At 60.8% G+C, this 25,643-nt stretch carries 25 protein-coding genes; 11 read left to right on the plus strand and 14 right to left on the minus strand.

Annotation, left to right across the window (positions count from 1 at the left end; all coding sequences use genetic code 11):
- Positions 1–133: 133 nt before the first annotated feature.
- The 6 genes from AC3EMD_RS15370 to pspA all read right to left on the minus strand — a co-directional run bounded on the left by AC3EMD_RS15370 (position 134) and on the right by pspA (position 4,246).
- A complete protein-coding gene (locus AC3EMD_RS15370) occupies positions 134–1,195 on the minus strand; it encodes a YcjF family protein (RefSeq protein WP_008805232.1) in 1,062 nt (353 codons plus the stop codon).
- Complete coding sequence (locus tag AC3EMD_RS15375; RefSeq protein ID WP_302073581.1) at positions 1,192–2,589, minus strand: YcjX family GTP-binding protein; 1,398 nt, start codon at positions 2,587–2,589, stop codon at positions 1,192–1,194. The genes AC3EMD_RS15370 and AC3EMD_RS15375 overlap by 4 nt, the downstream gene beginning before the upstream one ends.
- A 102-nt stretch (positions 2,590–2,691) precedes the next feature.
- Positions 2,692–2,910, minus strand: coding sequence for a phage shock protein PspD (pspD, locus tag AC3EMD_RS15380; protein ID WP_002901915.1), 219 nt, complete (start codon positions 2,908–2,910; stop codon positions 2,692–2,694).
- 28 nt (positions 2,911–2,938) lie between these two features.
- The gene (pspC, locus tag AC3EMD_RS15385; protein WP_004203911.1) at positions 2,939–3,298 is read right to left on the minus strand and encodes an envelope stress response membrane protein PspC; all 360 of its coding nucleotides are present in this window, start codon (positions 3,296–3,298) and stop codon (positions 2,939–2,941) included.
- The gene (gene pspB, locus AC3EMD_RS15390; RefSeq protein WP_002901911.1) at positions 3,298–3,522 is read right to left on the minus strand and encodes an envelope stress response membrane protein PspB; all 225 of its coding nucleotides are present in this window, start codon (positions 3,520–3,522) and stop codon (positions 3,298–3,300) included. Before pspB ends, pspC begins: the two co-directional genes overlap by 1 nt.
- Positions 3,523–3,577: 55 nt before the next feature.
- Entirely contained in the window at positions 3,578–4,246 is a 669-nt protein-coding gene (pspA, locus tag AC3EMD_RS15395; protein WP_004203910.1) for a phage shock protein PspA, read from the minus strand.
- 152 nt (positions 4,247–4,398) lie between these two features.
- Between pspA and pspF the strand changes: the two genes are divergently transcribed.
- Positions 4,399–5,388: a phage shock protein operon transcriptional activator gene (pspF, locus tag AC3EMD_RS15400; protein WP_008805234.1), complete on the plus strand. Its 990-nt coding sequence runs from the start codon at positions 4,399–4,401 to the stop codon at positions 5,386–5,388.
- On the opposite strand, the gene AC3EMD_RS15405 is transcribed toward pspF, so the two are convergent.
- Positions 5,379–6,770, minus strand: a complete 1,392-nt coding sequence (locus AC3EMD_RS15405) for an MFS transporter (RefSeq protein WP_008805235.1) — start codon at positions 6,768–6,770, stop codon at positions 5,379–5,381. The two genes, pspF and AC3EMD_RS15405, sit on opposite strands and share 10 nt — an antisense overlap.
- A gap of 25 nt (positions 6,771–6,795) precedes the next feature.
- Complete coding sequence (locus AC3EMD_RS15410) at positions 6,796–7,965, minus strand: M20 aminoacylase family protein (RefSeq protein ID WP_008805236.1); 1,170 nt, start codon at positions 7,963–7,965, stop codon at positions 6,796–6,798.
- A 171-nt stretch (positions 7,966–8,136) separates the two neighbouring features.
- Here AC3EMD_RS15410 and AC3EMD_RS15415 point away from each other — a divergent pair, with 171 nt between their 5' ends.
- Complete coding sequence (locus AC3EMD_RS15415) at positions 8,137–10,470, plus strand: helix-turn-helix domain-containing protein (protein WP_039103159.1); 2,334 nt, start codon at positions 8,137–8,139, stop codon at positions 10,468–10,470.
- Here the strand turns inward: AC3EMD_RS15415 and AC3EMD_RS15420 are convergent.
- Positions 10,425–11,267, minus strand: coding sequence for a helix-turn-helix transcriptional regulator (locus tag AC3EMD_RS15420; protein WP_008805238.1), 843 nt, complete (start codon positions 11,265–11,267; stop codon positions 10,425–10,427). The two genes, AC3EMD_RS15415 and AC3EMD_RS15420, sit on opposite strands and share 46 nt — an antisense overlap.
- Positions 11,268–11,374: 107 nt before the next feature.
- Here AC3EMD_RS15420 and AC3EMD_RS15425 point away from each other — a divergent pair, with 107 nt between their 5' ends.
- The 6 genes from AC3EMD_RS15425 (at position 11,375) to sapF (ending at position 17,902) form a co-directional block, all read left to right on the plus strand.
- Positions 11,375–12,283 (plus strand): SDR family oxidoreductase, encoded by a 909-nt coding sequence (locus AC3EMD_RS15425; protein ID WP_162823127.1) that lies wholly within the window; start codon positions 11,375–11,377, stop codon positions 12,281–12,283.
- A gap of 333 nt (positions 12,284–12,616) precedes the next feature.
- Entirely contained in the window at positions 12,617–14,260 is a 1,644-nt protein-coding gene (gene sapA, locus AC3EMD_RS15430) for an ABC transporter substrate-binding protein SapA (RefSeq protein ID WP_012542027.1), read from the plus strand.
- On the plus strand, positions 14,257–15,222 hold the full coding sequence (gene sapB / locus AC3EMD_RS15435) for a putrescine export ABC transporter permease SapB (protein ID WP_008805241.1): 966 nt from the start codon (positions 14,257–14,259) through the stop codon (positions 15,220–15,222). Before sapA ends, sapB begins: the two co-directional genes overlap by 4 nt.
- Complete coding sequence (sapC, locus tag AC3EMD_RS15440) at positions 15,209–16,099, plus strand: putrescine export ABC transporter permease SapC (protein ID WP_008807805.1); 891 nt, start codon at positions 15,209–15,211, stop codon at positions 16,097–16,099. The genes sapB and sapC overlap by 14 nt, the downstream gene beginning before the upstream one ends.
- Positions 16,099–17,091, plus strand: coding sequence for a putrescine export ABC transporter ATP-binding protein SapD (gene sapD, locus AC3EMD_RS15445; RefSeq protein WP_008807804.1), 993 nt, complete (start codon positions 16,099–16,101; stop codon positions 17,089–17,091). The genes sapC and sapD overlap by 1 nt, the downstream gene beginning before the upstream one ends.
- A 1-nt stretch (position 17,092) precedes the next feature.
- Positions 17,093–17,902, plus strand: coding sequence for a putrescine export ABC transporter ATP-binding protein SapF (gene sapF, locus AC3EMD_RS15450; RefSeq protein ID WP_004140269.1), 810 nt, complete (start codon positions 17,093–17,095; stop codon positions 17,900–17,902).
- Between the two features lie 29 nt (positions 17,903–17,931).
- Here the strand turns inward: sapF and AC3EMD_RS15455 are convergent, their stop codons facing one another.
- The 5 genes from AC3EMD_RS15455 to AC3EMD_RS15475 are packed head-to-tail and all read right to left on the minus strand — an operon-like array spanning position 17,932 to position 22,541.
- Complete coding sequence (locus AC3EMD_RS15455) at positions 17,932–19,431, minus strand: HAL/PAL/TAL family ammonia-lyase (RefSeq protein WP_016160776.1); 1,500 nt, start codon at positions 19,429–19,431, stop codon at positions 17,932–17,934.
- Positions 19,428–20,222: an ABC transporter ATP-binding protein gene (locus tag AC3EMD_RS15460; protein WP_008807802.1), complete on the minus strand. Its 795-nt coding sequence runs from the start codon at positions 20,220–20,222 to the stop codon at positions 19,428–19,430. Before AC3EMD_RS15460 ends, AC3EMD_RS15455 begins: the two co-directional genes overlap by 4 nt.
- Before the next feature lies 1 nt (position 20,223).
- Positions 20,224–20,955: an ABC transporter permease gene (locus tag AC3EMD_RS15465; protein ID WP_008807801.1), complete on the minus strand. Its 732-nt coding sequence runs from the start codon at positions 20,953–20,955 to the stop codon at positions 20,224–20,226.
- A 9-nt stretch (positions 20,956–20,964) separates the two neighbouring features.
- Positions 20,965–21,684 (minus strand): ABC transporter permease, encoded by a 720-nt coding sequence (locus AC3EMD_RS15470; RefSeq protein ID WP_008807800.1) that lies wholly within the window; start codon positions 21,682–21,684, stop codon positions 20,965–20,967.
- An 11-nt stretch (positions 21,685–21,695) separates the two neighbouring features.
- Complete coding sequence (locus AC3EMD_RS15475; RefSeq protein WP_302073582.1) at positions 21,696–22,541, minus strand: transporter substrate-binding domain-containing protein; 846 nt, start codon at positions 22,539–22,541, stop codon at positions 21,696–21,698.
- Between the two features lie 210 nt (positions 22,542–22,751).
- Here AC3EMD_RS15475 and AC3EMD_RS15480 point away from each other — a divergent pair, with 210 nt between their 5' ends.
- From AC3EMD_RS15480 to AC3EMD_RS15490, 3 genes are all read left to right on the plus strand, one after another.
- Positions 22,752–23,294, plus strand: a complete 543-nt coding sequence (locus tag AC3EMD_RS15480; RefSeq protein ID WP_016160775.1) for a HutD/Ves family protein — start codon at positions 22,752–22,754, stop codon at positions 23,292–23,294.
- 199 nt (positions 23,295–23,493) lie between these two features.
- Positions 23,494–24,282, plus strand: a complete 789-nt coding sequence (gene fabI / locus AC3EMD_RS15485; protein ID WP_008807797.1) for an enoyl-ACP reductase FabI — start codon at positions 23,494–23,496, stop codon at positions 24,280–24,282.
- A gap of 190 nt (positions 24,283–24,472) precedes the next feature.
- Complete coding sequence (locus AC3EMD_RS15490; protein ID WP_012542042.1) at positions 24,473–25,630, plus strand: carboxymuconolactone decarboxylase family protein; 1,158 nt, start codon at positions 24,473–24,475, stop codon at positions 25,628–25,630.
- Positions 25,631–25,643: the final 13 nt, after the last annotated feature.

Raw genomic sequence — 25,643 nt, forward strand, 5'->3', positions numbered from 1 at the left:
GCGGAAAAATGGGCGTTGTGCCGTAAAGTCAGGCGGTCAGTGGTTAAATGAACGCCTGGGCGAGCCGGGATCCAACCTGCCCGGTAGGCCGGGCAAGGCGAAGCCGCCGCCCGGCAATGTCTCTGAGCGGAGGTTACTTCTCCGGACTGGTTTTGCTTTTCTGCAGGGTCTCTTTCAACTGCCCAATCAGCTCGCGACGAAAATCGCCGAGTCGCGGTTTATCATCGGCGATCCACGGTAGCGGGCGGCACAGCTCCATCGCCTTGATCCCGAGGCGGGCGGTCAGCAGTCCGGCGCCGATGCCCTGTGCGGCGCGCGCCGACAGCCGGGCCGCCAGATCCTGCGACATCCAGTCCATCCCCACCTCGCGCACCAGTTCGCTGGCGCCAGCGAAAGCGATATTCAGCAACACCAGGCGAAACAGTCGCAGACGGCTGTAATACCCGAGCTCAATGCCGTACAACGTGGCAATTCGGTTGATCAGCCGCAGGTTACGCCAGGCGATAAACGCCATATCCACCAGCGCCAGCGGGCTGACGGCAATCATCAGCGTCGACTCCGCCGCCGAACGGCTGATTTCCCGCCGCGCCTGGGCATCCAGCACCGGCTGCACCAGCTGCGCATAGAGGCTCACCACTTCACGATCGCTTTGCGTTTCATGGATCGCGGCATACCAGCGCTGCAGCGCCGGATGCGACTGATCCAGACCCGCCTGCTGCGCCAGCTTTTCACAAAAGGCTTTGGCTTTACCGACCGCGTGACTGTGCAGCATATCGCGCGCTTCATCGCGTTCGTGGGCGCGCTGGCGCAGTCGCCACAGACGGCGCCACTCGGTGGCCACCGATCCGACGCCGGCCCCGACGATCAGCGCCCCGGCGACGCAGCCGCCCAGCGCAATCCAGTCCTGGGTCTGCCAGGCGTTAGCCGTCCACTGCACGCCTTGCGCCACGACGCTGACGCCGAAGATCGCCAGTCCGGCGCTGACCATCCGCCGCCACAGGCTGCGTTTGGGTCGCAGGACCGACTCCACCACCGCTTCCGCCGCCCCCTCTTCCTCTTCGCCGGTCACCAGCCGCGCTGGCGCGAAGTTGTCGGCCTCCAGGGTGTCGAAGGCGCGGGCGCTTTTCAGCGGCGGAATTTTTTCCGCTTGCAGCGGACCATCAAAATCAATCCGCGGTTTTAACGGTTCGCTCATCGCAGTTTATCTCCAATCAAAAATTCCAGCGCCGCGTCGAGGCGAATGTGCGGCAAAGGCCGATCGACATCCATGACCTGCGGACGAAAGTTTTCAAACTGAAATCCCTGCTGCTGCCAGAAGGCCTGGCCCGGCAGACGCGCCGGCACCTCGCCGGGATAGATGGTCAACGGCTGGCCGTCGCTCAGCCGATCGCCGCGCAGGGCGGGAATTTTCTCGCCATTCACCTCAATCAGCCCGCTCTGGGTCGCCTGAATGGACGCCAGCCCCAGGCAATCCATACTGATCCCCTCAAAGGCGGCGTTCTGCCACGCGTCCTGAATCAGTTGCTGCAGGAGCGACACCATATTGCTGTGCTGATCGACCGTGACGTGGTCAGCTTTGGTGGCGGCAAACAGCAGCTTGTCGATAACCGGCGAAAACAACCGGCGGAACAAGGTGCGCTGCCCGTAATGGAAACTTTGCATCAGCTGGGTCAATGCCAGACGCATATCGTTAAAAGCCTGCGGCCCGCTGTTGAGCGGCTGCAGACAGTCCACCAGCACAATCTGCCGGTCGAAGCGCAGGAAGTGCTCTTTGTAGAACCCCTTCACCACCCTTTCGCAATAGTATTTGTAGCGTTCGCGCAGCATGCCGGCGTTGCTGTGTTTATCGGCCTGCGCCAGCTTGGCTTCGCCGATGGCGTCGACGTCGGGCCACGGGAAAAACTGCAGCGCCGGCGCACCCGCCATTTCACCGGGCAGGACAAAGCGCCCGGGCTGGATAAAGTGCAGCCCTTCGCGCTTACAGGCGTGCAGATAGTCCGTCCAGGCGGCAGCGATATCTGCCAGACGGGCCTCATCGGCAGGGGCCAGCGGATCCAGCCCGGCGCACAGCTGCCGCCAGCGGGCCGACCACTCCGCACGCTGTCCCTGCAGGAGCCCGGTCATCTGTCGTGACCAGCTCAGATAATCCTGTGCCAGCATCGGCAGGTCGAGCAGCCACTCGCCCGGATAGTCGACGATCTCCAGATACAGCGTGGAGGTATCTTTAAAATGGCGCAGCAGGGAGTCATTCGAACGGTAGCGCAGCGCGAGACGGATCTCGCTCACCCCGCGCGTCGGGGTTGGCCACATGGGGGGCTGGCCGTACAGCTGGGCCAGCCCTTCGTCGTAGGTGAATCGGGGAATGCCAAAGTCCCGCTGCGGCACGCGCTTGACGCCGAGCAGCCGCTCTTCGCGTGCGGCGCTCAGCAGGGGCAGGCGGGAGCCCGTGTGGATATTCAATAGTTGATTGACCAGCGCGGTGATAAACGCCGTTTTACCGCTCCGGCTCAGGCCGGTCACCGCCAGACGTAAATGCCGGTCAACCCCGCGGTTGACCAGCGCATTCAATTCAGTTTTCAGTCGCTTCATCGCCAGTCCGTTATGCCCTGAAGGTATGTCTCGTCATCATAAGCTATCTGCCGGGGATAAGCAGGACAACGTTAATCCTTTTGCGCCTTCCCCACGGCGGCATTATTTCATCCCGCGCGTGACGCGGTTGGCCAGCCGGCTGAGCAGCGGCTCCAGCGCCACCGCCAGCAGCATTTTCAGCGGCCGACGCGCGACCGATTTAACCGCCCAGCCGGCAACGCCCGCCGGGCCGTAACGCAGCGCGGTCAGCAGCGCCAGCTTACCGACGATTTTCAGACCGGGCTTCACCTGCTGCCCGGCGCGTTGCCATTTGCTATTCATGCGTTGCCTCACTCGTTAAAAACAGGATTTACAGCTGGCGAAAGCGGCTGCGCAGCGTAAAGGTGTCGGAGGTCACATACCGCTCCATTTCACGCAGGCGCTGTTCACCGGAGGCCAGTTCGGCATCCACGGCGGCCAGCAGATCGCCATTGCTCGGCGCCTTGTGACCGTACAGTTCACTGTCCGGCATCGGATCCAGAGCAAAAGTCAAAATGATGTAGGCCACCAGGACAAAGAAAAAGAGGCCGAAAATCATCGCCAGCACGGTAATCAGACGCACCAGCTTCACCGGGACATCAAGATGCTGAGCAATGCCCGCGCAAACGCCCTTCACCATCCCGCGCTGCGGGATACGCCACAGTTTTTTATTCAGATCCAGTCCGGCCATTATTTGTCTCTCCAGTTCGGATGTTCAGCATCCAGGATCGCTTCCAGCGCCTGAATACGTTCGCGCATCCGCTTCGCGTCATCGGTCAACTGCAGCAGCCGTTGCTGCTCATTTTGCGTCAGACTGCCGTTGGCGCCGCGATTGTTGTAGTGCAGCCACAGCCAGACCGGCAGAACAAACAGCACAAACAGCGTCAGCGGAATGGCGAGAAAAAGCATGCTCATGTGTACTCCTTACAGGGGGTGAGCCGCGGCGCAACGCCGCGCCGCGCAATCATACTTACTGGTTGGACTGATTCATTTTGGCTTTCAACGCCGCCAGCTGCTCGCTGATTTCATCGTCCGCTTTCAGTTCGGCAAACTGCTGATCCAGCGTCTGCTGCTTGCCAAAGCGGTGGCTCTCCGCTTCCGCTTCCATCTGATCGATGCGACGCTCAAAGGATTCAAAGCGGGCCATCGCCTCATCCAGTTTACCGCTGTCCAGCTGGCGACGCACATCGCGGGACGAACTCGCCGCCTGATGGCGCAGCGCCAGCGCCTGCTGACGAGCGCGGGTTTCGCTGAGTTTGTTCTCCAGCTCGCCAATCTCTTTCTTCATGCGCGCCAGCGTTTCATCCACCAGCTGCACTTCATGATCAAGTTGAGCGATAAGGTCGGTCAGCTTCTGCTTTTCGATCAGCGCCGCCCGGGCCAGATCCTCTTTCTCTTTACGCAGCGCCAGCTCGGCTTTTTCCTGCCATTCCGCCTGCTGGGCGACCGCCTGCTCAATACGACGGGTCAGCTGTTTCTTTTCCGCCAGCGCGCGGGCCGACGTGGAACGCACTTCCACCAGCGTGTCTTCCATCTCCTGGATCATCAGACGCACCAGCTTTTGCGGGTCCTCCGCTTTCTCCAGCAGGGAGTTGATGTTGGCGTTCACGATGTCGGCAAAACGAGAAAAAATACCCATAATTTCAATCCTCATAGTTCTGGTTTCAGGCATTCACCTGTGGCTTAGCTAATACAAATGACGTGCCAACTTTTTATCTTATTGATTTTAAACAGAGTGGTTGCGAATTGTGCAGGGCATTGCTACAGTCACCTGGTTAATCACACTACTTAATGGCGAAATTCATCATGGCGCAGTACAAGGATAATCTGCTGGGCGAGGCCAACAGCTTTCTCGAGGTGCTGGAACAGGTTTCCCGGCTGGCCCCGCTGGATAAGCCGGTGCTGGTCATCGGCGAGCGAGGCACCGGGAAAGAGCTTATCGCTAATCGTCTCCACTACCTCTCCAGCCGCTGGCAGGGGCCGTTTATCTCGCTGAACTGCGCGGCGCTGAACGACAATTTGCTCGATTCGGAACTATTCGGCCACGAAGCCGGGGCCTTCACCGGGGCCAGCAAGCGCCATCCTGGGCGCTTCGAGCGCGCCGACGGCGGGACGTTATTTCTTGATGAGCTGGCGACGGCGCCGATGCTGGTGCAGGAGAAGCTATTAAGAGTGATTGAATATGGCGAGCTGGAGCGCGTGGGCGGCAGCCAGCCGCTGCAGGTCAACGTCCGGCTGGTGTGCGCCACCAACGCTGACCTGCCGCGGATGGTGGAGGAAGGCCATTTTCGCGCCGACCTGCTCGACCGTCTGGCCTTCGACGTGGTGCAGCTTCCGCCGCTACGTGAACGGCAGAGCGACATCATGCTGCTCGCCAACCAGTTTGCCATTCAGATGTGCCGCGAGCTCGGTTTGCCGCTGTTTCCCGGCTTCAGCGAACGTGCCACCGCAACGCTGCTCGGCTACCGCTGGCCGGGGAATATTCGTGAACTGAAGAATGTCGTCGAGCGCTCGGTCTATCGCCACGGCGACAGCGAGCACGAGCTGGACGCCATTATCCTCAACCCTTTCCGTCAGACCGCGGCCTCCGTGCCGGAGGCCGCGTCCGGGGACGAGCTGCCCGCTCTGCCGCTGGATCTGCGCGATTTTCAGCTCCAGCAGGAAAAACGCCTGCTGCAGCGGAGTCTGCAGCAGGCGAAGTATCATCAGAAGCAGGCTGCGGAGCTGCTGGGGTTAACCTATCACCAGCTCCGCGCGCTGCTGAAAAAACATCAGCTGTGAGAGGCGCGCGGCAGCAGCAGCGCGCTCACCGCCATCGCCCCCAGGCATAAGACGGCGTTGAACCACAGGGCATACTGGGCGGCATGGGCCATGCCCAGCGGCAAAAACAGCGCGAAAAGTGACGCCGTCACGGCAATACCCATCGCCCCGCCCAGCGAGCTGCCCATCTTGTAGATCCCCGAGGCGACGCCGATTTTGTTCTCCGGCGCGTTGGCCACCGCCGTATCCGTTGAGGGTGTGGCGTAGCAGCCCAGCCCGAGGCCAAACAGCACGTTGCTGGCGAACACCACCCCGATATACAGCGCCTTATCGAGAAAAGTGCAGGATATCAGGCCGATGGCAATGGCGGTCAGCACCGGCCCGGCCATCATCGGCAGCCGGGCGCCATAGCGCTGCAGCAGCTTCTCGCCCACCCGGATCATCGCCAGGACGGTCACCAGATAGCCGAGGGTCATCATCCCGCTCTCCAGCGGCGTCAGGTGGTGCCCCTGCTGCAGCCAGATGCTGGCGATCATCATGGTGCCAATCGCCCCATTGAGCAGAAAGTTCGACAGCACTGCCGCGCCGTAGGCCCGGTTACGAAACAGCGCAAAATCAATCAGCGCCGCCTCGCCTTTGCGCATGCCGTTGCGGATAAATACCGCCCCCGCCGCCAGCGCCCCGACCAGCATGGTCAACGACAGCGGACTGCTCCATCCCCAGCCATGGCCCTTGCTGATAAACAAATTCACCAGCACCAGCGCGGCAATCAGGCTCAGCAGACCGCCGACGTCCAGCTTATGCTGGCTGGCGCTGGCGCTGCGGCTCTCCGGCGTGCCGCGCAGCAAAAACAGCGCCAGCAGAGCGACGGCAATGGAGAAGACGAAGATCCAGCGCCAGCCGAGCCCGGTGGCGATGGCCCCGCCAACGAAGGAACAGAGACCGCTGCCGCCCCACGAGCCGATGACCCAGAAGCTGACCGCCCGCTGCCGCGCACGCCCTTCATACCAGGTCTTAATCAGCGCCAGCGTCGCCGGCATAATGCAGGCCGCCGACAGCCCCTGCAGCACCCGGCCGGCCAGGAACAACCCCGGTCCCTGAGCGACCACCAGCATGGCGCTGCCGACGATACTCAGCCCCAGCCCGAGGGTGGTCATCCGCATCCGGCCAAACTTGTCCGCCAGGCCGCCGCTGGCAACCACGAAACAGCCGCTGAACAGCGCGCTGAGACTGACGGCCAGGGTTAAGGTTTCAAGGGAGATATCAAGACTGCTTTTCATCGCCGGCACCACGTTAATCACCGACTGGGCAAACAGCCAGAAGGTTAAAACGCTTAGCACAATCCCCACCAGCAGGCGATCGCTGCCGACAAAGGGGGTGTCGCTCACGGTGACAGTGCTCATCGCATGGCCCTCCTGTTTCCGGTGATTAACGCAAATAGTGTTCCGCCAGACCGCACCACAGCGCCGCCCCGGTCAGCAACAGCGCGTCGTTGAAGTCATAGCCCGGGTTATGGACCATGCAGCGATCCGGCTCATCGCCAGCGCCGATGGTGAAATAGCTGCCATGCGGGTGCTGTTCCAGCATGAAGGCAAAATCTTCACTGCCCATAAACGGCTTCACCTCGCCCACCTGCTCTGCGCCAAACAGCGATGTCGCCACCTCCCGCACCATCGCGTTGGCCGCCGGATCGTTACGCAATACCGGGCTGCCGTTGACGTGCGTCAGCGTGGCCGTGGCGTTGAAGCTCTCCGCCTGAGCCACGGCGATATCATGGATCCGCTGCAGCACGGTCTCGCGCACCTGCTCATTGAGGGTGCGCACCGTGAGCTTCATCAGCACGTGATCGTTAATGATATTGGGCGCGTGTCCGGCCTGGATGCTGCCGACGGTGACCACCGCCGGTTCGAACGGGGTGATATTCCGCGAGACGATCGACTGCAGCGCGAGGGTGATATGGCAGGCGACCAGCGTGGCATCCACGGTATGCTCCGGTACCGCGCCGTGGCCGCCAACGCCTTTCACCTCAATATGCAGCGTATCGGAGGAGGCCATCATCGCCCCGTCGCGCAGGCCGATCTTGCCCAGCGGCTGACCCGGCATATTGTGCAAGCCGAAGATGGCATCGCAGGGGAACCGGTCAAACAGACCGTCCTCGACCATCACTCGCCCGCCGTACAACAGCTCTTCCGCGGGCTGGAAAATCAGCTGCAGCGTCCCGGTAAACTGGCGGGTGCGCGCCAGATATTCAGCCGCGTAGAGCAGCGTGGTGGTGTGCCCGTCATGGCCGCAGCCGTGGAAACGCCCGTCAACCTGGCTTGCCCACGGCTTCCCGCTCCGCTCCTGCATCGGCAGGGCATCCATATCCGCCCGCAGGCCGAGGCGTTTTTTTCCGTGGCCGACGCGCAGCGTGCCCACCACTCCGGTGCCCGCCAGGCCGCGGTGAACCTCGTATCCCCACTCGCCAAGCAGTCGAGCGACCTCATTGCTGGTTTGATGTTCTTCAAAGCCGATCTCCGGCTGCTGGTGGAACTGGCGACGCAGGGCAATAAATTGCGCCTCGTTGACCTGCAAGGCTTCAAGCAACGGATGTGTCATTTTTGTTATTCCTGTGTTGTGTTTGCACGACACTTTCGAGTTTATGCGGGTGAAACAGCTTTCAGGTGCGCTTTTTTGTTTTATATTGACGAGAAATCAATGACTGTTTTTCATACATATCAGTTATGACAAAAAATAACGGGTTGTTTTTTGTCTGCGGAGGAGTGTCACGTGGAGCAGCATTCAGGCGACTTTAGCGTCACCGTGCGCGATGTACGTCAGTTGAACCAGACAGAAGGCGATCTGCTGACGCTGCTATGGGTGCTGGAGGGGAGCGTAAATCTGACGGAGGCGGAAGGTGTGCCGCAGCCGCTCGCCGCCGACGAGCTGGCGATCGTTAACCGCAACCGTCGCTGGAGTCTGCGCAGCGCCGGTACCAACGCAGTGATGATCCTGACCCTTTCCGCCAGCTGGCTGACCCGCCTTGACAGCGCTTTTTTTGCTGTCGACTATCAGATAACGCCGCGCACCCGGGATGCGGAGGACGGCCTGCGCCGCCTGATGCGCCAGCTGCTGGTGAGCGGCCTGGTCAAGCATCCCGGCCATTTCCGACTGGAGGCCAACCGCTGGCTGAGTGAGATAGCGCTCCTGCTGGCCACGCGCTTCAGCCAGCCCATCGCCTCCACGCCGCGCCGCGGAGCGGAGAACTGGAGCCGGCGAATAGCCAGCGTGGTGGCGCGGATCGACGCCAACTATCAGCGCCGCCTCTCGTTGCAGGAGGTGGCGGCAGCGGAATTTGTCTCCGAGGCCTGGCTGTCACGCTTATTTCACAAAGAAGTCGGGGTGAGTTTTGTTCAGTACCTCACCGCGCTGCGCCTGCGCCACGCCGCCGATCAGTTGTTGACCACCCGCAAACCCGCCCAGCAAATCGCCCGCGAACAGGGGTTCGCCAGTACCCGTATGATGAGCGATCTGTTTAAGCGCCAGCACGGCGTGACGCCGCGCCAGTATCGTGAACAGCATCCCCGGGAGCTTGCCCGACCGCGTCCGCCGCAGGCCGACCGCTGGCAGCCGGTCGCTGTCGACCGGCTCTATGCTCGCCTCAATGAACCGGAACCACGCGACCGGGAAAGTCCCCCGCTGCCGATCAATCCGCCGCAGACCCAGGAGATCAACCTGCACGATCGCCCGGCGCGCGCCGCTGTGCTGCGCCATACCCGGATGGTGGTGACCGTGCGCGAGCTGGACGACCTGCTACGGGAGGATGTGCGCCGGGAACTTGAGCAGCTGCACCGCGCCCTGCCGGTGTATGCCATCGATATCAACGATCCCTTTCTCAGCAGCCGGCTGTTCGGCACCGGCTGGGACGATCCGCAGATGGCCGGCTACGCCTGCTGGTATAACCTGCAGCAGATTTTTAGCTGGCTGGCGGCGATGGGCTGGAACGTGATCCTCCACACCGGCGTCACCACCCGCAGCGACCTGCTGCAGCGGTTTCTGCTGCTCGCCGCCAACCATTTTCCGCCGGCCACGCTCAACAGCTGGCGCTTTGTCTGGCACTGGTCGCCGCAGGCCAGCGAAGCGACCCGCCAGGCGGCCTGGCGCCAGCAGCGCGAGGTTCTTCACCGCCTGCTGCCGCAGCCGCAGCTGGGGATCTGGCACCGCTTTGCTCCCAGCGATCCCGGTAACGATCCGTTGTTTCACTCACCGCTGCTGGCGGAGGCGGATTTTCTCGCCTGCCAGGCAGATGCCAACGAACAACTGGATCTGGCGCAGGCAGACAGCAGCCGCCTGGCCTCCAGCGAACATTATCCGCTGCACAAGCTGCGGCAGATCCACAGCGCCCTGCGCCAGCGACAGCTTAACCTGCCGCTGTGGCTGCTCTCCTGGAATACCCTGACCGGCGATACGCGGGATACCAACGGCCGCTTTTTTCGCGGCGCGCTGTTGATGGATAATCTGCTGGGGGTGGCGGACCAGGTCTGGCTGGCGGGCTTCTGGTTAAATTCAGGCCTCCAGGGCGAAGCCCGCGCTAACGGGAAGCTCGATACCTCCAGCCTGGCGCTGCACTATCTGCACGGGCTGCCTCGCCCGGTTTACTGGGTACTGTGGCTCTGGCGACGGCTACGCGGCGAGATCCTGTTTCAGGATAAAAACCTGCTGTTGCTTCACCACCAGGGGCACTACCAGCTGCTGCTGCGCAATACGGTGGTCTACAATCCCTGGCTCTCCAGCGAAGCGGCCTTTATCCAGCGTTTCAGCCAGCCCTACAGCGTGCGGCTGCAGGGCCTGGAGGGCGGCTGGCGCGTCAAACAGCACCTGTTCGATCAGCATCATGGCGCGTTATTCCCGCTGGTCGACGCCTTTCGCAGCCGCAGCGGCCCCGACGCTGAGGATTACCAGTGGTTGATGCATCGGGCTCGTCCGGCGCTCAGTGTGGAAGATGCCCGGCTTGACGGACACTGGCTGCGGGTCGACTCGCTGGAAAGCAACGCTTTGGCGCTGTACGAATTTACGCCTCAGCGCGCTCCCGGCGAGGATCCCGCCCCCGCAAGCAAACCGTGAATTTTCCGCTGACTTTCCGTCGTTGCCGGATTAAAGACCAGCAGCGACAGATCGGGGCGGCCTTCCACGGCAAAAGAGGTGAACTCCAGATCGAGCGGGCCCATCTGCGGGTGGTGAATGCGCTTATAGCCTTCTCCGTGGCCGGCGACGTCATGGCTTTGCCAGAAACGGGCGAACTCAACGCTCTGCTGCGTGAGCTCAGCGATCAACTGGTCAGTTTCCGTCGTCGCCCCCATCCGGGTGACGTCGGCGCGAAAAGCGTTGACGATAAGCTGCCCCACCGTCTGCCAGTCCTCCAGCGTGCAGCGGGCTTCAGGTCGGGTAAACAGGCGACGCAGTACGTTGCGCTCCGCCAGCGGTAGCTGGCTGTAGTCGGTCAGCACCCTGGCCGCCGCCGCGTTCCAGGCGATGACGTCCCAGCTGGCGGTGCGGATAATCGCCGGAATGGTAAAAGCGTCAAGCACCCGTTGCAGCCGCGGCGTCATATCATCTGTCACCGTCAGACGCGTCTGCGGCGGATGGCCAAAGGCGAGAATAAACAGATGCTCGCGCTCCGGGGTGGTCAGCCGCAGACCGCAGGCGATCCGCTCCAGCACCTCGCGGGAGGGCGCCCCGCCGCGCCCCTGTTCAAGCCAGGTATACCAGGTCGGGCTGATACTGGCGAGCTGCGCGACCTCTTCGCGGCGCAGCCCCGGCGTGCGCCGGCGTCCCGCCGGGAAGCCAAACGTCGCCGGATCGAGGCGCTGGCGCCGGGCGCGGAGAAAATCGCCTAAAGCATGGTTGTCAGAAGTGTTCATCATCTGCCTGTGGGTTCTGCCTGTTAGAATTTATACCCCGATAATGTCTCTACTTTTATAGTATGACATCGCAGGTAGGATACGCCTGAAACCCGTTCAGGAGATCCATGATGCGTATATTTCTTACCGGCGCGAGCGGATTTATCGGCTCACGTATTCTTCCGGCCCTGCAGGCGTCGGGCCATCAGGTTATCGGCCTCGCGCGCAGCGACACCGCAGCGCAGACCCTGGAAGCGGCAGGCGTCGAGGTGCACCGCGGCACGCTGGACGCCCCGGACTCGCTACTGGCTGGCGTCGAGGGCGCTGACGCGGTGATCCATACCGCCTTCGACCACGACTTCAGCCGCTTTGCCGCCAACTGCGAGAAAGACCGCCAGGCGATCCTGACCATGGGTCGGGCGTTGCAAGGCAGCGCGCGGCCGCTGGTCATCACCTCCGGCACATTGATGGGCGACGACGGGGGCGGCGTCCCGGCCCGGGAGTCGTTCTTCAACTCAGGGCACCCCAGCCCGCGCACCGCCTCTGAGCTCGCCGGTCAGCAACTGCTGGAGGCGGGAGTGGATGTTCGGGTGGTTCGCCTGCCGCAGGTGCATGACACCGTGCGCCAGGGGCTACTGACCAGCTATATCGAACGCGCGGTCGCCAACGGGACGGTGGCCCTGCGCGGCGAAGGAAGCAACCGCTGGTCCGCCGCCCACGTCGATGACGTCGCACGTCTGTACGTTAGCGCCCTGCTGCAGGGCGCGGCCGGCGAGCGCTACCATGCGGTGGCCGAAGAGGGGATCGCGTTACGCGAGATTGCTACGGTAATTGCTCAGGGATTAAACCTGCCGCTGACCCACCTGGATGAGTCGCAGGTCGATGCCTGGTTCGGCTGGTTTGCGCCATTTACCGCCCTTGACCTGCGCGCCAGCTCAGCATGGACCCGTGAGCGATTGCAGTGGCAGCCGGTTGGCCCCGGGCTGCTGGAGGACCTGCGGAATATGGATTACCAAAAAGTGACGTTGTCACGATAAGCGAGCGAAACCCTCTGTTTAATTTTCTGACGGGCTCGCCCTCTGCCCGTCAGTCCCTCTGCTTTCTCCCCGCTATACTGAATATATCTCCCCGGCGTCAGCGTCTGTTTCATCGTCTGGCAAACCGCGGCCAAACAGACCTGACTGGCGATATCGGCGATAAAAAGTTACCATGTTTCAATATACAGACTCGGTTCCGCTACTATTTTAATCAATTGACTGAATACTATACGCTCCCGGTAACCGCATTATCCCTCAGGCTTGTTGAAGGCGGTGGTGAATGTCTATAAATCTTAATAAGATAGAGTTCAACTCTATAATCAAACAGAAAATATGCGCCTGAAATTGTCATCTCTCCTGGCAGCCGTTTCCCTGCTGTGTGGGCAGGCCTTTGCCGCCCCTGTGCTCCCTGACCGCGCCGATATCCGCGACAGCGGTTTCGTCTATTGCGTCAGCGGCCAGGTGAATACCTTTAATCCGCAGAAAGTCAGCAGCGGCCTGATTGTCGATACGCTGGCCGCTCAGATCTACGATCGTCTGCTTGACGTCGATCCCTATACCTACCGGCTGGTCCCCGAGCTGGCGGAGAGCTGGGAAGTCCTTGATAACGGCGCCACCTACCGCTTCCACCTGCGCCGCCACGTCCCGTTTCAACGCACGGCATGGTTTACCCCGACGCGGGACTTCAACGCGGATGATGTGATTTTTACTTTTGGCCGTATTTTTAACCGCGACCATCCGTGGCACAACGTCAACGGCAGCAGCTTCCCCTACTTCGACAGTCTGCAGTTTGCTGACAGCGTGGAGAGTGTGCGTAAGCTGGATAATCAGACTGTGGAGTTTCGCCTCAAGCGGCCGGACGCCTCGTTCCTCTGGCATCTGGCCACTCACTACGCGTCAATTACCTCTGCCGAATATGCCGCCCGCTTAACAAAAGACGACCGCCAGGAGCAGCTGGATCGCCAGCCGGTCGGTACCGGTCCGTTCCAGTTGTCCGAGTACCGCTCCGGGCAATATATCCGCCTGCAGCGTCACCCCGACTACTGGCGCGGCAAACCGTTGATGCCGCAGGTGGTGGTGGACCTCGGCTCCGGTGGTACCGGCCGACTGTCGAAACTGCTCACCGGGGAATGCGACGTGCTGGCCTGGCCCGCCGCCAGCCAGCTGACGATCCTGCGCGACGATCCGCGCCTGCGCCTGACGCTGCGCCCGGGAATGAACATTGCCTGGCTGGCCTTCAACACCGCCAAGCCGCCGCTGGACAACCCTGAGGTGCGGCATGCGCTGGCGCTGGCTATTAACAACCAGCGCCTGATGCAGTCCATCTACTACGGCACCGCGGAGACGGCGGCATCCATGCTACCGCGCGCCTCGTGGGCCTACGATAACGACGCTAAAATTACTGAGTACAATCCCCAGGAAGCCCGCGCCCGCCTGAAGGCCCTGGGGCTGGAAAATCTGACCCTCAAGCTGTGGGTGCCCACCAGCTCTCAGGCATGGAACCCCAGCCCGCTGAAAACGGCGGAGCTGATCCAGGCGGATATGGCGCAGATTGGCGTCAAGGTGATCATCATGCCGGTGGAGGGGCGCTTCCAGGAGGCGCGGCTGATGGACATGAACCATGACCTGACGCTCTCCGGCTGGGCGACGGACAGTAACGATCCGGACAGTTTTTTCCGGCCGCTGCTGAGCTGCGCGGCGATCGCCTCACAAACCAACTTTGCCCACTGGTGTAACCGGGAATTTGATGACGTGCTGCAAAAAGCGCTGCTTTCGCAACAGCTCTCCTCGCGGATGGACGCTTACAAAGAGGCACAGCGGATCCTCGCCCGCGAACTGCCGGTCCTGCCGCTGGCCTCCTCGCTGCGTTTGCAGGCCTATCGCTATGATATGAAAGGCCTCGTGCTGAGCCCCTTCGGTAACGCTTCGTTCGCTGGCGTATCGCGGGAGAAAACCGAAGAGGTGAAAAAACCATGATTATTTTTACCCTGCGTCGTCTGCTGTTGCTGCTGGTCACCCTCTTTTTTCTGACCTTTATCGGCTTCAGCCTGAGTTATTTCACCCCTCATGCGCCGCTACAGGGCGCCTCCCTGTGGAATGCGTGGCTGTTCTGGTTTCAAGGGGTGCTGCACTGGGATTTTGGCGTCTCCAGCATTAACGGCCAGTTGATTTCTGAGCAGCTGCGCGAGGTGTTCCCGGCGACCATGGAGCTGTGCATCCTCGCCTTCGGCTTTGCCCTGCTGATTGGCATTCCGGTGGGCATGATCGCCGGCGTAATGCGCAACAAATGGCCTGATACCCTGATCAGCGCCGTCGCGCTGGTCGGTTTCTCGATCCCGGTGTTCTGGCTGGCGCTGCTCCTGACCCTCTTCTTCTCGCTGACTCTTGGCTGGTTTCCGGTCTCTGGCCGCTTCGATCTGCTGTATGAGGTGAAAACCGTCACCGGTTTTGCGCTGATTGACGCCTGGATCTCGGACTCGCCATGGCGCCATGAGATGATCGTCAGCGCCGCACGGCATATGGTGCTGCCGGTGCTGACCCTGGCGGTGGCGCCCACCACCGAGGTGATCCGCCTGATGCGCATCAGCACCAGCGAGGTGTATGACACCAACTATGTCAAAGCGGCTGCCACCCGCGGCGTGTCGCGACGCAAAATTTTACTGCGCCATGTACTGCACAACGCCCTGCCGCCGGTGATCCCGCGCCTCGGCCTGCAGTTTTCCACCATGCTCACCCTGGCGATGATCACCGAGATGGTGTTCAGCTGGCCCGGACTGGGACGCTGGCTGATCAACGCGATCCGCCAGCAGGACTATGCGGCGATTTCCGCCGGCGTCATGGTGATTGGCGCACTGGTCATTATCGTCAACGTGATTTCCGATATCCTCGGTGCCATGGCTAACCCGCTGAAACATAAGGAATGGTATGCCCTACGATAGCGTTTATCTGGAAAAGCGTCCGCCCGGCGCGCTGCGCACCGTATGGCGTAAATTCTATGGTGACACCACGGCGATGATCGGCCTGTACGGCTGCGCGGGCCTGCTCCTGCTCTGCGTCTTCGGCGGCTGGTTCGCCCCCTATGGCATCGATCAGCAGTTCCTTGGCTATCAGTTGCTGCCGCCGTCGTGGTCGCGCTATGGCGAAGTCTCCTTCTTCCTGGGGACCGATGACCTGGGCCGCGATGTGCTGAGTCGGCTGCTGAGCGGCGCGGCGCCAACCGTCGGTGGGGCTTTTGTCGTCACCCTCGGCGCCACGCTGTTTGGCCTGGTGCTGGGCGTGATTGCCGGGTCGACTCACGGCCTGCGCTCGGCAGTGATGAACCATATTCTCGATACCCTGCTCTCTATTCCCTCGCTGCTGCTGGCGATTATCGTCGTCGCCTTTGCCGGGCCGCACCTCAGCCATGCGATGTTCGCCGTCTGGCTGGCGCTGCTCCCGCGCATGGTGCGTTCCGTCTACAGCCTGGTCCACGACGAGCTGGAGAAAGAGTACATTATCGCCGCCCGCCTCGACGGAGCCTCGACGCTGAACATTCTGCTGTTCGCCATTCTGCCCAATATTGCCTCTGGCCTGGTGACCGAGATCACCCGCGCCCTGTCGATGGCTATTCTGGATATTGCCGCGCTGGGCTTTCTTGATCTCGGCGCCCAGCTGCCTTCGCCGGAATGGGGAGCCATGCTGGGCGATGCGCTGGAGCTTATCTATGTCGCACCGTGGACTGTGATGCTGCCCGGGGCCGCGATTATGCTCAGCGTACTGCTGGTCAACCTGCTGGGCGACGGTATTCGCCGGGCGATCATTGCCGGGGTACAATAATGCCGTTACTCGATATTCGTCACTTAACTATCGAATTTAGAACCAACGAAGGTTGGGTGAAAGCCGTCGATCGCGTCAGTCTGACCCTGACTGAAGGCGAGATCCGCGGCCTGGTGGGCGAATCCGGCTCCGGGAAAAGCCTTATTGCCAAAGCTATCTGCGGGGTGACCAAAGACAACTGGCGAGTCACCGCCGACCGCATGCGTTTCGATGACATCGACCTGCTGCGACTGTCGAACCGCGAGCGGCGGAAACTGATCGGCCATAACGTGTCGATGATTTTTCAGGAGCCGCAGTCCTGTCTTGATCCCTCTGAGCGCATCGGCCAGCAGCTGATTCAGAGTATCCCCGGCTGGACCTATAAGGGCCGCTGGTGGCAACGGCTGGGCTGGCGTAAGCGCCGGGCCATCGAGCTGTTGCACCGCGTCGGCATTAAAGATCACAAAGATGCCATGCGCAGCTTCCCCTATCAGTTGACCGAAGGCGAGTGCCAGAAGGTGATGATTGCCATCGCCCTGGCCAACCAGCCGCGCCTACTGATCGCCGATGAACCGACCAACGCCATGGAGCCAACGACTCAGGCGCAGATTATCCGCCTGCTGACGCGGCTCAATCAGAACAACAACACCACCATTTTGCTGATCAGCCACGATCTGCAGATGCTCAGCAAATGGGCGGATAAAATCAACGTCATGTACTGCGGGCAGACGGTGGAGAGCGGGCCCAGCGAAGAGCTGGTCACCCTGCCGCATCACCCCTATACCCAGGCGTTAATCCGCGCGATCCCGGATTTTGGCAGCGCCATGCCGCATAAAAGCCGCCTCAACACCCTGCCAGGGGCGATCCCTCTGCTGGAGCAGCTGCCCATCGGCTGCCGTCTGGGGCCGCGCTGCCCTTACGCCCAGCGCGAGTGTATCGAAACGCCGCGTCTTACCGGGGCGCGCAACCATCTGTACGCCTGTCATTTCCCGCTGAACATGGAGAAAGAGTGAAATGGTCGAAACATTGCTGGAAGTTCGCCAACTCAGTAAGACCTTTCGCTACCGCACCGGCTGGTTTCACCGCCAGACGGTGGAGGCCGTCAAGCCGCTGAGTTTTACCCTGCGTGAACGGCAGACGCTGGCGATTATCGGCGAGAACGGCTCCGGGAAATCCACCCTCGCCAAGATGCTGGCGGGCATGGTGGAACCCACCAGCGGCGAGCTGTTGATCGACGACCATCCGCTGACTTTCGGGGACTACTCCTACCGCAGCCAGAAGATTCGTATGATCTTTCAGGATCCGTCGACCTCACTGAACCCGCGCCAGCGCATCTCGCAGATCCTCGATTTTCCGCTGCGGCTGAATACCGACCTCGACGCCGAGGCGCGGCAAAAGCAGATTATCGACACGCTGCGCATGGTCGGTCTGCTGCCGGACCACGTCAGCTATTACCCCCATATGTTGGCGCCCGGTCAGAAGCAGCGTCTCGGCCTCGCCAGGGCGCTGATCCTGCGCCCGAAGGTCATCGTCTGCGATGAGGCGTTGGCCTCGCTGGATATGTCGATGCGCTCCCAGCTCATCAATCTGATGCTGGAGCTGCAGGAGAAACAGGGCATCTCCTATATCTATGTCACTCAGCACCTGGGAATGATGAAGCACATCAGCGATCAAGTGCTGGTGATGCATAACGGCGAAGTGGTCGAGCGCGGCAGCACTGCCGATGTGCTGGCCTCACCGCTGCACGACCTGACCCGACGCCTGATCGCCGGCCACTTCGGTGAAGCTCTCACCGCCGACGCCTGGCGCAAAGACGGGAAATAGCCCCATCTCATTCACCTCGCCCGGTGACCTCACACCGGCGCGTGGCCAGCCGTCCGCTTGAGGATAGCCACTGCGCTGGCGATGTCCGGCGCCAGCCAGCGATCCTCCTCCCAGCCAGGCACGCTTTGGCGCAGCAGATCGCGCGCCCGACGTGTACCCGCCGCCAGCGTCTGCGGCTCGTGAAAATCGAGCCCCTGGGCCGCGAGTAAATATTCGATACCCAGGATCTGATAGAGGTTGCCGAGCAGGCGCTGCAATTTCAGCGCAGCACTGGTACCCAGGCTTAAATGATCCTCCTGCAAAGCGGAGGTAACAAAATTATCCAGCACCGCCGGCTGCGCCAGCTGCTTATTTTCCGCGCACAGCGACGCGGCGACGTACTGGGCAATCATCATGCCTGAATTCACCCCGGGTCGGGCGACCAGAAACGCTGGCAAGCCGCTCACCAGAGGATTCACCAGCCGGTCAAGACGTCGTTCGGCGATAGCGCCCAGCTCAGCCATGGCAATAGCCAGCAAATCGCAGGCCATTGCCACCGATTCACCATGGGGATGCGCCTGGGACACCACCCGCCACTGCTCAAGGGTGCCCAGGATTAGGGGATTATCGGTACAGGCGTTAAGTTCGATATTTATCTGCGTCTGCGCATGGCTAAACTGATCGCGGCAGGCGCCATGCACCTGAGGCATCGAGCGGAGACTCAGCGCATCCTGGGTGCGAAGACCTTCGCTTTCGGCCAGCAGACGGCTGCCCGCCAGCAGCTCACGCAGCCGCTGGCCGCTGGTCTGGATCCCGGGACTGGCTTTCAGCGCCAGGATCTCGGCATCAAACGCCACAAGCTGGCCGCGCAGCGCTTCAAAGCTCATCGCCCCGGTCACATCGGCCCAGTTCATTAAGCGCTCGGCGTCGTCTAAGGCCAGGCAGGCCAGGCCGGTCATGCACGGCGTACCGTTGACCAGACTGAGCCCCTCTTTCGCTCCCGGCGCGATGGGCTGCAGATTCAGCTGCGACAGGACCTCTGCCGCAGACCACGTTCGCCCTTGCCATAGCACATCGCCGACTCCCATCAGGGCCAGGCCAATGTGCGCCATATGCGTTAAATAGCCAACCGACCCCTGAGAGGGCACCTGGGGGGTGACGCCATGCTGCAAAAACATCAGCAGTTGCTGCACTATCCCGGCGGAAATACCGGATTTACCGTGGCTGAAATTGGCCACCGCGGCGCACATAATGGCCCGGGTTGGGGCGACCTCCAGCAGCGGCCCCACCCCGCAGGCATGACTGAGCAGCGTATTGCGCGACAGCTGGTGTAACTGCGCTTCCGGCAGCGTAATGTTGCACAGCGCCCCCAGCCCGGTGTTGATCCCATAGGCCACCTGACCGGCGCTAACGATATGCTGGACAATCGCCCGCCCCTGCTCAATACGCGCCCAGGCGCTTTTGCTGAGGCTCAAGATCGCCTCGCCCCGGGCGACACAAGCCACCTCCTGCCAGCGTATCGGTGCATCGCCCCACTGGATCATATTCATACGACCTGTCCTGGCTGTTGATGGCTGGAGATAAATTGCTTAAAGCGCGCGGAACCCTGAGTGCCAAATAGCGCCTCAGGCGCACCGTCGCAGTCAATCGTCCCCTGGTGCATAAATACCACCCGGTTGGAGACATGGCGGGCGAATCCCAGCTCGTGGGTGACCACCAGCATCGTCCGCCCCTCTTCCGCCAGGCTGCGCATGACCTTTAACACCTCGCCGACCAGTTCGGGATCCAGCGCTGAGGTGGGTTCATCAAAGAGCATGACGTCTGGCTCCATCGCCAGCGCGCGGGCTATTGCCACGCGCTGCTGTTGGCCGCCGGAGAGCTGTGCCGGATAGAAATCCTTTCGGTTCAACATCCCCACCCGCTCCAGCAGCTGCTCCGCCTGTTCAATGCAGGTCCGTTTATCCCGTTTGAGCACATAATGCGGCCCCTCAATGACATTCTGCAGGACCGTCATATGCGACCACAGGTTAAAACTTTGAAAGACCATCCCCAGCCGCGAACGCAGGCGCTCTATCTGCCGGGGATTCGCCGCCAGCCGATGCCCGCGGGCGTGGTGCTTCATTTCAATCGTCTCGCCACCGACGCTGACCACCCCGGCATCGGGCGTTTCCAGCAGATTAATGCAGCGCAGCAGCGTACTTTTACCGGAGCCGCTGGCGCCGAGGATCGAAATGACATCGCCCTGCCGGGCCTGGATGGTGATCCCCTTCAGGACATCCAGGGAGCCAAAGGACTTATGAATATCGCTGACCGATAAGGTCACCGGACGTGAATCGAGCATCTTACTCTCCTTTGGTTATCGGCTTGAGCGACACGGTCGCCGGGTTTTGCCGGGTATGCGGCGTTAATCGCCGTTCTAGCAGGGCGTACAGCTGCACAATGATGAAATTAAGCAGCAAATAGATGGCCGCCGCGCAGAGGAATACCTCCATCGTCCGGTAGGTACGCTGAATAATCTGTTGCGCCACCCCGGTGACGTCCCAGACGGTCACCAGGCTTGCCAGCGCCGTCGACTTGACCAGCAGAATGGCCTCCGTGGAGTAGGCTGGCAGTGCATAACGTAGCATCACCGGGGCAATGATCCGCCGCAACAACAGCCAGCGCGACATGCCGCAAGCCTGACCGGCTTCAATCTGACCCGGCGGTATCGCCAGCAACCCGCCGCGAAGAATTTCCGCGGTGTAGGCCGCTGTACAGAGCGCCAGCGCCAGAACGGCGCAGATAAAGGGTTCGCGCAGCAGCGGCCACAGAAAACTGTGACGGATCACCCCAAACTGACCCAGCCCGTAATAAATGAGAAACAGCTGGATCAGCAGTGGTGAACCACGAAAGATCAGGATATAGCCTTTGGCGAAACCGCTAGCCAGCGGCCAGTGGCTCATTCGCAGCGCCAGAACGCCGAGGGCCAGTGCGCCGCCGAGGATAAAAGAGCAAATAAAGAGCCCCAGCGTCACCGGCAGCGCCGCGCCGAGCTTTAACAACGTCTCACCGAGGAAGGCAAAATCGATAAACATACGGGCTCCTTACGCCTGCGCGGCGCTGCGACGCAGCCAGGCGCGGTTGAGATGGCTCTCCGCCCGGGTAAATGCGCGGTTAGAGAGCAGCGTCAGGATCAGATAACAGCCGCCGCCGATCAGATAGAACAGGAAATAATCGCGGGTCGAGCCAGCGGCAATCTGGCTGGCGCGCATCAGCTCAACGATGCCGGTCACCGATACCAGCGCCGAATCTTTGAGGCTCATTTGCCACACGTTGGATAACCCAGGCAGCGAATAACGGATAATCTGCGGCAACAGAATGCGCTGCAGGATCCGCCAGCGCGGCATGCCGATAGCGGTAGCCGCCTCCACTTCACCGGGCATCAGCGCCAGGCGAGCAGCACGGTAGACTTCCGCCTGATACGAGGAGGAGATCAAACCAATCGCCAGGGCGCCAATCAGAAAGGGCGGAACCTCAATAAAACCGTCAGCGCCAAACAGTCGCCCCACCCATGAAATCATCCCTGAGCCGCCAAAATAGAACAGGTAGATCACCAGTAACTCAGGGATACCGCGGAATACTACCGACCAGGCGGCGCCAAACCAGCGCGCTGGCGCATGCCGGGACAGCTTTGCGGCGGCAATGACGCCGCCTACCCCGGCACCGACGGCCAGCGCGGCGAGCGACAGCAGCAACGTGGTCAGCGTGGCACTGAGGATCAGCGTCCCCCACCCGTTTTCACCAAAACTCAGAAGATTCAACATGAGAGCCTCACTCAGGGGGTAACGTCGCTTTTAAACCATTTCTCGCTCAGTTTTTTTACCGTCCCATCGGCCAGCGCCGCCTGAATGGCGCTATCCAGTTTCGCTTTGAGATCGGGATCGGTGAGGCGCACGCCCATCGCCTCACCGCCTCCCCAGATCGGCCCGCTCATCAGCGGACCGCTCAATGCCAGATTGTTATTATCCGGTCGCGACAGGGTGGTGTTGGCAAAGGTAATATCATCAAACACCGCATCGATGCGCTCAGCCTGCAGGTCGAGGATCGCATCCGCTGAGTTGTTATATTCCCTGATGTCAGCGATATCCTTGAAATACTTATCAATAAACGGGGTGTACACGGTGCCGGAAGCGATGCCGATAGTTTTCCCTTTCAACGCCGCGCGCAGAGGCGCAATCGCCGCCTGAATCTCTTTCTCATCATCATGAAGCTTGACCGTCGGAGACGGAGGGAGCAGCGACCCTTTTACCGCAATGAAAGAGGCCGGCGTGGCAGCGTAGGCCTGGGTAAACGCCACGACCTTCGATCGCTCCGGGGTGACGACAATAGCGTCCATGATCACGTCATATTTTCCGGCGTTAAGTCCGGCAATCATGCCATCCCAGTTCTGTACCACCAGCTTGCATTCGATCTGCATCCGCTGGCATAAATTCGCCATGAGCTCAGGTTCGAAGCCGCTCAACTTCCCTCCGGGAAGCGTCAGGTTCCAGGGTTCATAGCCGCCTTCCGTAGCGATGGTGATTGATTTCCACTCTTTAGCGTATGTTGAGCCACCAGACAGCAGTAGCCCCGAAAACAGGGTGACCAGGCAGGCCTGGCGGAAAGTAATACGCTGTTGCATTTTCATTCTCCCGATCGCGTTTTGTCATGATGGCTCTGGTCACTGCGATAAGATAATTCGTAGATGACTGCTCATGTATATACAAGCATTGACAAACCCACACACGCGCTCGATGATGGATTTGTGAGCCCTGTTGTAAATAATTTGTAAGCATGTTGCGACACGCTTGTAACAAAAACCATCCACCCTCTGAATTCCGCCGAGCAGACCATGATCTTTTTTTTTGATATCGCCACCTTACCCATCACGCCGTGGAAGAACGGTGCCGGTGCCACCCGGGAAATTATCGCCGTTCCTTCCACAGACGCCCCCTTTCTCTGGCGAGCCAGCATCGCCACTTTGCAGGCGGATGGTCCTTTTTCCCCCTTCCCCGGCGTCGACCGGGTGATCACCCTGCTGGCGGGACAACCACTACGACTGTGCGGCGGGGACATCGACCATCCGCTGACGCTCTGGCAGCCGTGGGCGTTCCCCGGCGAATGGGCGCTGTCCAGCGTCGGGATCGTTGAGCCAGGGCTGGACTTCAATATCATGACCCAGCGCGGACGTGCCTCGGCGAGAGTAAAGGTGATAAACGACCAGCAACGCCCTGCCACTGAGGGAGTCGCTTATGTTCTTCAGGGCGAGTGGGATCTGGCCGGGCAGCGAAGCGTGGCCGGCAGCGGTCTCTGCTGGCGCGGTGAATCCCCTGGCGAGCTGCAGCCCCTCAGTGCCAACGGGTGTCTGCTGCTGGCGGAGATCGCGCTCAAATAATCATCAGAAGAGAGAGTATACTGGAGCTATCGCGATACGCTTTTGCTCCGCACGCCGCGGGCGCGGCTGAAAAATATCGTGACACAAGGGGTCGTCAGTGGGATATAATTCCCGGCTAAATTTGAGTTATTTTGAAATAACAATGTTAACGTTATGATTGTTAAAGTAAAAATAAGCAATAACGATAAGGATTAAAGCTATGGGTTTTCTTTCCGGTAAGCGCATTTTGATCACTGGCGTCGCCAGCAAACTGTCCATCGCCTACGGTATTGCGCAAGCAATGCACCGCGAAGGCGCGGAACTGGCATTCACCTATCAGAATGAAAAACTGAAAGGTCGCGTAGAAGAATTTGCTGCCGCGCTGGGTTCTGACATTGTGCTGCCGTGCGACGTTGCTGAAGATGAGAGCATCACCGCGCTGTTCACCGAGCTGGAAAAAGTCTGGCCGAAATTCGATGGTTTCGTCCACTCTATCGGTTTTGCCCCGGCTGACCAGTTAGACGGCGACTACGTTGACGTTGTCACCCGCGACGGCTTTAAAATCGCGCACGACATCAGCGCCTACAGCTTCGTGGCGATGGCCAAAGCCTGCCGCAGCATGCTGAACCCGGGCTCTGCTCTGCTGACGCTCTCCTACCTGGGCGCAGAGCGCGCGATCCCGAACTACAACGTAATGGGTCTGGCCAAAGCCTCTCTGGAAGCTAACGTCCGCTATATGGCTAACGCCATGGGTCCGGAAGGCGTTCGCGTCAACGCCATCTCTGCCGGTCCGATCCGTACGCTGGCTGCTTCTGGCATTAAAGATTTCCGTAAAATGCTGGCGCACTGCGAAGCGGTCACCCCGATCCGTCGCACCGTCACCATTGAAGATGTGGGCAACAGCGCAGCCTTCCTGTGCTCTAACCTGTCCGCGGGTATCTCCGGTGAAGTCGTTCACGTTGACGGCGGGTTCAATATCGCCGCCATGAACGAGCTGGAACTGAAGTAAGTTCTTTCCCTCCTCACCCCGGTGAGGAGGGTTCTTCCTTCCCCCCATCCCTTACGCTCCCCCTGTTATTCCAATCGGCTATTTGTTAGCACGTATCAATATTTTCTCCTGCTTCCGGGTTACGCCAGGATAGTTCTGCATAAACGATCCGCGGAACGGCGGTTCGCCACATACCGAACAAGGAAAGCCCATGGAGCCACGCCGCGTGAATGGCAAAAACCACTGGTATCACGAAACCCAGTCAACAATCTGCCCGGTGGATGTTCTACCGCTTGTCCCTGAAGCCGCCCATGTTGAAGACCGCTTTTTGCTGGACCTGACGCTGCCGGAAGCCTGGCTACACATCCACGCAGGCTGGCTGCACCCCGCTCGCCAGCTGGCAGAGCGGTTGTTTCCCGACCAGGTGGCGGTGAGTCGCCTGCAGACCTTTACCGCCTACGATCGCCTGAGCACCGCGCTGACTGTCGCCCAGGTTTATGGTGTCCAGCGGTTGTGTAACCACTATGCCGCCCGCCTGGCTCCCCTCCCTGGCCCTGACTCTTCGCGCGAGAGCAACCGTCGCCTGGCGCAGATCACTCAGTATGCTCGTCAGCTCGCCAGTTCGCCCTCCGTCATTAACGCCCTCTCGCGCAGCCAGCTGGACGAAGTGGGTTTAACCAGCCGGGATATTATCCTGATCAACCAGATTATCGGTTTCGTGGGCTTCCAGGCCCGGGCGATTGCCGTCCTGCAGGCGGCGCTGGGCTATCCGGTGCGCTGGATCCCCGGCATGCCTCAGCAAGAGGAGGCCCCTGCCGAACTGTTCACCGCGCCACCAGGAGAGTGGCAGAGCGACCTTGAGGATCCCGATCTGCAGTATGCCGATGATGAGCGCCAGCGGCGCATCGCCGGCTGGCAGTCGCTGCCCGGTCTGGGTGAGCTGGCCCCACTGCTGGCCTGCGACCCACCGTTGTTCACGCCTCTGGAGACCTTGATCCGCCAGCTCAGCACGGATGATACCTTTGGCCCGCAGGTCGCCTTACTCGCGGCGCGCACCAATGGCAGCCCCACCTGTTTTGACGCCTGGCTCCCCCACTGGCAGGGTGAAGAGGAGTTCGCCAGTCATCTGCGGGAGGGCGACCAGGCCCTCCATCACTGGCTCCAGCAGCATCCTCAGTCCCGGTCTCTCGTGACCGCGGTGCAGCTGTTAACCCGCTCGCCGGACCGGTTTAGCGCCGCCCAGTTAACGCCCCTCGCGGAATATGGACTCTCTGCGGAACAAGCGATCGATCTGTTGACCTGGAGCGGGCTGTGCGGATGGATGAATCGTCTGAAAATCGCCCTCGGCAATGTGCGTCAGCAGACGTAAATTGCTGAAACAG

It is taken from the genome of Klebsiella sp. PK18, from assembly GCF_057784655.1.

Excerpts from the sequence above, each read along its gene's own strand:
- AC3EMD_RS15370 (WP_008805232.1), bottom strand. The coding sequence starts at position 1,195 with ATGAGCGAACCGTTAAAACCGCGGATTGATTTTGATGGTCCGCTGCAA.
- AC3EMD_RS15375 (WP_302073581.1), bottom strand. The coding sequence starts at position 2,589 with ATGAAGCGACTGAAAACTGAATTGAATGCGCTGGTCAACCGCGGGGTT.
- pspD (WP_002901915.1), bottom strand. The coding sequence starts at position 2,910 with ATGAATAGCAAATGGCAACGCGCCGGGCAGCAGGTGAAGCCCGGTCTG.
- pspC (WP_004203911.1), bottom strand. The coding sequence starts at position 3,298 with ATGGCCGGACTGGATCTGAATAAAAAACTGTGGCGTATCCCGCAGCGC.
- pspB (WP_002901911.1), bottom strand. The coding sequence starts at position 3,522 with ATGAGCATGCTTTTTCTCGCCATTCCGCTGACGCTGTTTGTGCTGTTT.
- pspA (WP_004203910.1), bottom strand. The coding sequence starts at position 4,246 with ATGGGTATTTTTTCTCGTTTTGCCGACATCGTGAACGCCAACATCAAC.
- pspF (WP_008805234.1), top strand. The coding sequence starts at position 4,399 with ATGGCGAAATTCATCATGGCGCAGTACAAGGATAATCTGCTGGGCGAG.
- AC3EMD_RS15405 (WP_008805235.1), bottom strand. The coding sequence starts at position 6,770 with ATGAGCACTGTCACCGTGAGCGACACCCCCTTTGTCGGCAGCGATCGC.
- AC3EMD_RS15410 (WP_008805236.1), bottom strand. The coding sequence starts at position 7,965 with ATGACACATCCGTTGCTTGAAGCCTTGCAGGTCAACGAGGCGCAATTT.
- AC3EMD_RS15420 (WP_008805238.1), bottom strand. The coding sequence starts at position 11,267 with ATGAACACTTCTGACAACCATGCTTTAGGCGATTTTCTCCGCGCCCGG.
- AC3EMD_RS15425 (WP_162823127.1), top strand. The coding sequence starts at position 11,375 with ATGATGCGTATATTTCTTACCGGCGCGAGCGGATTTATCGGCTCACGT.
- sapA (WP_012542027.1), top strand. The coding sequence starts at position 12,617 with ATGCGCCTGAAATTGTCATCTCTCCTGGCAGCCGTTTCCCTGCTGTGT.
- sapB (WP_008805241.1), top strand. The coding sequence starts at position 14,257 with ATGATTATTTTTACCCTGCGTCGTCTGCTGTTGCTGCTGGTCACCCTC.
- sapC (WP_008807805.1), top strand. The coding sequence starts at position 15,209 with ATGCCCTACGATAGCGTTTATCTGGAAAAGCGTCCGCCCGGCGCGCTG.
- sapD (WP_008807804.1), top strand. The coding sequence starts at position 16,099 with ATGCCGTTACTCGATATTCGTCACTTAACTATCGAATTTAGAACCAAC.
- sapF (WP_004140269.1), top strand. The coding sequence starts at position 17,093 with ATGGTCGAAACATTGCTGGAAGTTCGCCAACTCAGTAAGACCTTTCGC.
- AC3EMD_RS15455 (WP_016160776.1), bottom strand. The coding sequence starts at position 19,431 with ATGAATATGATCCAGTGGGGCGATGCACCGATACGCTGGCAGGAGGTG.
- AC3EMD_RS15460 (WP_008807802.1), bottom strand. The coding sequence starts at position 20,222 with ATGCTCGATTCACGTCCGGTGACCTTATCGGTCAGCGATATTCATAAG.
- AC3EMD_RS15465 (WP_008807801.1), bottom strand. The coding sequence starts at position 20,955 with ATGTTTATCGATTTTGCCTTCCTCGGTGAGACGTTGTTAAAGCTCGGC.
- AC3EMD_RS15470 (WP_008807800.1), bottom strand. The coding sequence starts at position 21,684 with ATGTTGAATCTTCTGAGTTTTGGTGAAAACGGGTGGGGGACGCTGATC.
- AC3EMD_RS15475 (WP_302073582.1), bottom strand. The coding sequence starts at position 22,541 with ATGCAACAGCGTATTACTTTCCGCCAGGCCTGCCTGGTCACCCTGTTT.
- AC3EMD_RS15480 (WP_016160775.1), top strand. The coding sequence starts at position 22,752 with ATGATCTTTTTTTTTGATATCGCCACCTTACCCATCACGCCGTGGAAG.
- fabI (WP_008807797.1), top strand. The coding sequence starts at position 23,494 with ATGGGTTTTCTTTCCGGTAAGCGCATTTTGATCACTGGCGTCGCCAGC.
- AC3EMD_RS15490 (WP_012542042.1), top strand. The coding sequence starts at position 24,473 with ATGGAGCCACGCCGCGTGAATGGCAAAAACCACTGGTATCACGAAACC.